The sequence below is a fragment of the Syntrophomonas sp. UBA5494 genome, assembly GCF_002426325.1.
Genome location: NZ_DIPG01000134.1, coordinates 14,591 through 20,344, shown reverse-complemented (window position 1 = coordinate 20,344; position 5,754 = coordinate 14,591). Strand labels below are relative to the sequence as shown.

Here is a 5,754-nt window from a genome sequence, read left to right as displayed (position 1 = left end):
ACGAGTCTATATCCTCAAGGGCGCTGCGGGAACGGGGAAAGCCACGTTTATTCGGCTGCTGGGGGAGTCTATGTCCTCATTAGGCTATGAGATGGAATACTGGATCTCGGCTGCGGATGCGGTCAACCCTGAAGGGATTTATTTTCCCCAGCTGGATACCGCGGTAGTTAACGGCAGCAGCCCGGTATCCATTGAACCGCATTATCCACATATCAGCGGGGATGTTATTAATCTGGGCGATTACCTGGATACTGCCCTGATTAAGGAACAGGCCCGGCAGATCATAAAGCATATCGATCAATGGGAACTGTCGAACCGGCAGGCCGAAATGCATCTTCAGTCGGCTGCCCTGGCCAAACAGGAGCTGAAGAAATCTGCTGCGGCCCATCTCAACATGCAGCAGCTTTATAGTCTGGTAGAGCAGATATACAGTGAAGCCACCCTACCGCGGCCCGGAGAGAGACATTTTTTTGCCAGTGCCATGACTGCGGAAGGCTACATCGATTATGTCGAAGAAATCAGCTCTGATTGCAAGCAGCGTTTTGTCTTGACGGGTCCGGCTGGCAGCGGCAAATCAACTATCCTGGCTGAAATCGCCAGAAAAGCAAAACAGCAGGGCAATAGCGTGGAATATTATTATTGCGGTTTGGAGGCGGATAGTTTGCTAATGATCATCCTTCCAGCCTTCAGCACTGCTGTAATTGATGGCGGCGGTCTGCAGCTGAATTTAAAACCGTGGGATAAAGTGATCAACACCGAAGCGGTACTGGACGATTTTGAGATCCTCAAGGAAGCGCAGGTGAGCAGCCTGGCCAACCACAATTATGAAGAACTGCTGTCCAAGGCTCAGGAAAAACTGGAAGAGGCTTACCGGGAATTAAAAGCTCTCAAACACCTCTACGCCAGCAAAATGAACTTTCAAGCCCTCAACCAGAGAAGGATGGCCTTGCTGGAGGAATTAATCCAAAGATGAGGCCGTAAATCCCAACCAACCCGTACTTTTTCATAGTAGAGGCGCCTGTCCCGGCGCCTCTATGCCCTCTTTATTATTGGGGCGAACATTTGTTATCATGGATTAGGAAAGGACAGGCGTAACTACTGAAATTAAGAGGTTAATAATGGAATTCAAGCTACATTCAACCTACCATGAGACCGGAGACCAGCCTCAGGCCATACAGGCTCTGGTCGAAGGGCTTAAGGCCCGGTATCCGGAACAGACCCTTTTGGGTGTGACCGGTTCGGGGAAGACCTTTACCATGGCCCGCATTATCGAGGAAGTGCAGCGGCCCGCCTTGATCATGGCTCCCAACAAGACCCTGGCGGGGCAGCTTTATGCCGAGTTCAAGCAGTTCTTTCCGGAAAATGCGGTGGAATACTTTATCAGCTATTACGATTATTACCAGCCTGAGGCCTACGTGCCCCACACTGATACCTATATCGAGAAAGACTCCTCCATAAACGATGAGATCGACAAACTGCGCCACTCTGCCACCGCGGCGGTTCTGGAACGGCGGGACGTCGTAGTTGTGGCCAGCGTATCCTGCATCTATGGCTTGGGGGCTCCGGATGATTACTATCGCATGGCCATATCACTCAGGCCGGGCATGGAGGCGCCGCGCGATACTATAATGCGGCGCCTGGTGGAAAATCATTATGAACGCAATGATTATTCCTTTAACCGCGGCAATTTCCGGGTGAGGGGCGATGTCATCGAGATATTCCCGGCCTCAGCCGGTGAGAGAGCCCTCAGGATAGAATTATTTGGCGATGAAGTCGACCGCATTATCGAGTTCAATCCCATAACCGGTGAGGTTTATGGCCGCAGGCTCCATACCATGATTTTCCCGGCCTCCCATTATGTGACCAGCCGCGAGCGCATGCTGGACACTGCGGAAGATATTAGACTGGAACTGGATGAGCAGGTGACCCGCTTTCAAAATGAAGGCAAACTCCTGGAGGCGCAGCGTATTGAGCAGCGCACCCGCTACGACCTGGAGATGATCAGGGAGATCGGCTACTGCAAGGGGATTGAAAACTATTCCCGCTATATTACGGGTAGAAAGTCAGGTGAACCCCCCTATACATTGATCGATTTCTTTCCCCGGGATTTTATATTGTTTATTGATGAGTCCCATATTTCCGTGCCGCAGATCAGGGGTATGTATGAAGGGGACCGGTCGCGCAAGCAGAATCTGGTGGAGTATGGATTCAGGCTGCCTTCAGCCCTGGATAACCGCCCCTTGAAATTCGCCGAGTTTCAGGCCAAGGTCAATCAAATCGTATATGTCAGTGCCACCCCGGGGGATTATGAAGTTGAGCGCAGCAGGCAGGTGGCGGAACAGATCATACGCCCCACCGGGCTGGTCGACCCGCTTGTGGAAATAAGGCCGACCGGGCACCAGATCGACGACCTGATGGAAAGGATAAGACAGACTGTAGGCCAGGGCTACCGGGTTCTGGTCACTACCCTGACCAAGCGCATGGCTGAAGACCTGTGCGACTACCTGGCAGACTCGGGGATAAGAGTTCGCTATATGCATTCCGACATCCAGGCCCTGGAACGCCTGGAGATACTGCGCGACCTGCGGGCGGGCGAATTCGACGTGCTGGTGGGAATCAACCTGTTGCGGGAAGGGCTGGATCTTCCCGAGGTCGCATTGGTTGCCATACTGGATGCGGACAAGGAAGGCTTTCTGCGTTCGGGGCGTTCGCTGATTCAGACCATTGGCCGGGCGGCCCGCAATGTGGAAGGACAGGTGATAATGTATGCCGACCGCATCACCCCTTCCATGCGGACCGCTATCGATGAGACCAACCGCCGCCGCGAAAAGCAGATAGCATTCAATCAAACCCACGGGATTACCCCGGAAACCATCCAAAAGGAGATCTATGCCTCCATCGAGGCTACCATTGCCGAGGCTCCGGCCCAATATGATGCGGCGCTGTTCTCCCATCTGGGCAAAGAGGAGCGGGTTAGGCTGGCCGGAGAGATGCAGGCCGAAATGATAAAAGCAGCTGAAAGCCTTGAATTCGAGCGGGCTGCCGAGCTCCGCGACATGATCAAGAAGCTCTTGGAGCCCCCGCGCAAGACCAAAAAGCGATCCCGCGGCCGTTAAAGAGGCCGCGATGCTGATAGGAGCATAAAGTGAAAGACTATATCTACGTAAAAGGCGCCCGTGAACATAATTTAAAGAATATCGACATTACAATTCCCCGCGATAAGCTGGTGATTTTCACCGGGGTGTCGGGATCAGGCAAATCCAGCCTGGCATTCGACACCATTTACAGTGAGGGCCAGCGCCGCTATGTGGAATCGCTCTCCACCTACGCCCGCCAATTCCTGGGACAGATGGAGAAGCCTGATGTGGATTCTATAGAGGGGCTTTCTCCATCCATTTCCATCGACCAGAAATCGACCTCCAACAATCCCCGTTCAACGGTGGGGACGGTTACCGAGGTGTACGATTACCTGCGCTTGATGTATGCCCGGGTAGGCAGGCCTCATTGCCCTCATTGCCATCAGCCTATCCAGCGCCAAACCGTGGATCAGATTGTAGACAGCCTCCTGGTCATGACCCCGGGAACGCGTCTCAAGGTCCTGGCGCCGGTGGTCAAGGCCCAGAAAGGCGAGCACAAAAAGCTCTTGCAGGACCTGTTTCGAGACGGCTTTGTCCGGGTTATCGTGGATGGCTATGAATACACCTCGGATGAAGAGATCGTACTGGAAAAAAATAAAAAACACGACATCAGCGCGGTGATCGACCGCCTGGTTGTCAAAGACGGCATACGGAGCCGTTTGGCCCAATCCCTGGAACTGGCCTTCGAACTCAGTGAAGGACTGATCATTATCCGGGTGCTGGGAGAGAATGGCGCCGAAGAGGACCAGCTGTTCAGCCGGGATTTCGCCTGCCCGGACTGCGGATTCAGCCTGAGCGAACTGAGCCCGCGGATGTTTTCCTTTAACAACCCGTTCGGGGCTTGCCCGGAATGCGACGGCCTGGGAGAAAAACGGGTTATTGACCCTGAATTGGTTCTGGATCGGGATAAGAGCATTCAAGAAGGGGCTATCATTCCCTGGTCCAATAATTTTTACACCTACTACAATCAGATTTTGTACGGGATGGCGGAGAAAAATGACATTCCCCTGGATAAACCCCTCAAAGAGCTGAGCGATGATCAGGTGGATGCCATCCTCTACGGGAAGAATGGGGAGCGCATCCGCGTCAATTATGTCAATTCATACGGGGAGAAGAACAGCTTCACTTCCAGTTTTGAAGGCGTGGTGACCAACCTGCGCCGGCGCTACCTGGAGACCAAATCGGATGCTTCGCGGGAGGAGATAGAAAAATATATGACCACCACCCTGTGTCCGCGCTGCCGGGGCAAGCGCCTGCGCGAGGAGATCCTCTGGGTCTTGATAGGGGACAAGTCTATCAATGACGTGACCTCACTTTCCATCCGCGAATGCTATCAGTTTTTCGAAAGCCTGGCATTGAGCCCGCGCGAGCATATTATCGCCCGCCAGGTGATCAAGGAGATACAGGAGCGCTTAAAATTCCTGATCGATGTGGGCCTGGATTATTTGACCATGGACCGCCCGGCCGGCAGCCTGTCCGGCGGAGAAGCACAGCGTATCCGCCTGGCTACACAGGTAGGCTCCAGCCTGGTAGGGGTCTTATATGTCTTGGATGAACCCAGCATCGGGCTGCACCCGCGGGATAACGACCGCCTCCTGGCAACCCTGCGCCGCCTGCGCGATCTGGGCAATACTGTAATCGTGGTGGAGCACGATGAGGATGCCATGCGCCAGGCCGATCATATCGTTGATATCGGCCCGCGCGCCGGCATACACGGCGGGCAGGTTGTGGCCCAGGGCACTCTGGAAGAGATCATGCAGGCGCCCGAATCCCTGACCGGGCAATATCTTTCCGGCCTCCTCGACATTGAAGTGCCCGCTGTACGGCGCCAGGGCAATAGCCGCCAGATTTTAATTAAAGGGGCCCACAAGCATAATTTAAAGAATATCGATGTGGAGATCCCCCTGGGGATGATGGTGGTGATTACCGGAGTATCCGGGTCGGGCAAAAGCACTCTGGTGGAGGAAATCCTCTACCCCGGACTGACCTGGCGTATCAACCGGCGCTCCGGTCAGAGCAGCCGTCATAACCAGCAGGGTCGCTATCTTGACATAACCGGGGCAGAAGCCATAGATAAAGTAATAAATATCGATCAGGCCCCTATCGGGCGCACCCCGCGGTCCAATCCGGCCACTTATACCGGGGCTTTTAACGGCATCCGCGAACTGTTCGCCCAGACTGCTGAAGCCCGGGTGCGCGGCTATCAGCCGGGGCGGTTCAGTTTCAACGTTCGCGGCGGGCGCTGTGACGCCTGTTCCGGCGACGGTATCATTAAGATCGAGATGCACTTTTTGCCCGACGTATACATCCCCTGCGAGGTTTGCAAGGGCAGGCGCTATAACCGGGAAACCCTGGAGGTGAAATACAAAGGCTATACTATTGCCGATGTTCTGGAAATGACAGTGGATGAGGCGGTGGATTGCTTTGAAAATATCCCCTCGGTATTTCGCAAATTGAAAGTTCTGCAGGATGTGGGCCTGGGATATATTAAACTGGGTCAACCGGCCCCCACCCTGTCCGGCGGGGAGGCGCAGCGGGTCAAGCTGGCTACCGAGCTTTCCAAACGATCTACCGGACGGACTCTCTATATTCTTGATGAACCCACCACCGGCCTGCA

General features: G+C 54.3%; 3 protein-coding genes. All 3 read left to right on the top strand.

The window, feature by feature from the left end; all coding sequences use genetic code 11:
• The coding region (locus B3W37_RS15055) for a P-loop NTPase fold protein (protein ID WP_483176279.1) at positions 1-973 on the top strand (973 nt) is incomplete at its 5' end.
• A gap of 145 nt (positions 974-1,118) precedes the next feature.
• Entirely contained in the window at positions 1,119-3,116 is a 1,998-nt protein-coding gene (gene uvrB / locus B3W37_RS15050) for an excinuclease ABC subunit UvrB (RefSeq protein WP_483176278.1), read from the top strand.
• Between the two features lie 29 nt (positions 3,117-3,145).
• On the top strand, positions 3,146-5,754 hold a 2,609-nt coding region (uvrA, locus tag B3W37_RS15045), incomplete at its 3' end, for an excinuclease ABC subunit UvrA (RefSeq protein WP_483176277.1).